1 protein-coding gene and 1 pseudogene are annotated in these 1,414 nt (G+C 43.7%); both read right to left on the bottom strand.

Annotated elements, in window-relative coordinates; translation table 11 throughout:
* Positions 1-1,225, bottom strand: a 1,225-nt coding sequence (locus AB4585_RS22960) for an IS4 family transposase (protein WP_372171113.1), incomplete at its 3' end; no start/stop codon positions are given.
* Between the two features lie 114 nt (positions 1,226-1,339).
* Positions 1,340-1,414: pseudogene (locus AB4585_RS22965) on the bottom strand (RnfH family protein); the annotation flags it as partial.

The following is a 1,414-nucleotide window of genomic DNA, read 5'->3' on the forward strand; positions in this document are numbered from 1 at the left end:
GCTTTCCATTATCCCTGAGAGCTTTTAAGTTTTTGGGGATCGCCCCTGGACTTCGAGTGTCGCTCGCCCAAATCATCTCATCCATAATCAAAAATAATGCATTAATGAAGCTGATCCGCAGAGGCTCAACTTTGTGTTGTTTAGCCATCTCAGCCATCTCCAGCCTCACTATGTTATAACTGGTTAATATCCCCCACAGCTCCTGATATACACCAACTTTTTTCTTACTTCGTAATATGGGTTTGTTTTGTAACTGGTACTGCTTTAGCTCGCCGTAACTGCGTTCGATTTCCCAACGTTCCCAATACACTTTAACCAAGTCATCAAATGGATAGCGTTCAGGGCATAGGCACGAAGTTATAAAGCCTTTGATTTCACCTTTAGGTGTTGGAATTAGAATAAGGCGGGCTTGCCATTTTTTGCCAAGATAGGGAGCCTGCTTTTGAGCTTGTGGTGAAACAGGCATCTCAATAAGATGGTCATGTTCAGTATAACTCTTAACTATGTCATAGCGCATTTTAGCTTTGATTGGTGTTAACCAGTGGCTGTTACTGCTAGCACCACGCCAACTGGTAAATAACTCCGCAGAAGTGAACCCTCTATCAAAAAGAGTTAAGGAGTCATCTGGTGCTGAACCCACAAGTTGTTGGGCATATGAGATTTCACTGTTTGTTACGGGCCCAAAAGCAGCATCGGACACAAGGTGACTGCGTGTAGACATCAATGTTACCGCTAGAACACTTGGAAATGACGCACCTTTTTGAGCGAAGCCAAAGTACTGATTTTCTTCGGTATTGTGAGTTTTAAAATACGTTCCATCGACACTAAGAAGCTTCAAGCCACAAACTTCGTCAAACTCTGATTGTTGCTCCCACTGTTGCGCTGTAGTTTTAAATAAGTAACGCATAGGTTTATCACCGAGGCGCTCTTTTCCCTTGATAATACTGCTTGTTGCCATAGGTGTGAGTTCACCATCCACATCAGGGAATGCCAACTCCAACTTGTCGCAAACATCTTGAATGGAGCGATTGCGTTGGAGTCCAATTCCTAAGACTAACCAAACAGCTTGCTCCGCGGGGAGGCGTCGCTTTCTGATTGATACTCGTCCAGTTTGTTGAACGGCTTCTTCAACCCACTCCAAAGGAATGTGTTTATTAAACACATCGATTGGACGTTCGTGGCAAAACTCTGCGGTAACCTGTAACTCTTTTGAAAACTCAGACATAAAAAAATCGGCCGTAACTTACGTTACGACCGATTATGAGGCCTCTGGAGGATCGTTCAAGTAGCTAAACGATCGGCATTAAGCACATGTGCTCCCCTTTTTATTTATCTCAATTTATTGCTGAGCCGCTTTCTTTGCAGCTTGTTCAGCTCGTTTACGTCGAATCTCTTTTGGATCGGCCAATAATGG

Origin of the sequence: Vibrio sp. 10N.222.49.C9 (genome assembly GCF_041474985.1) — a bacterium.
GTDB classification, from domain to species: domain Bacteria; phylum Pseudomonadota; class Gammaproteobacteria; order Enterobacterales; family Vibrionaceae; genus Vibrio; species Vibrio crassostreae_C.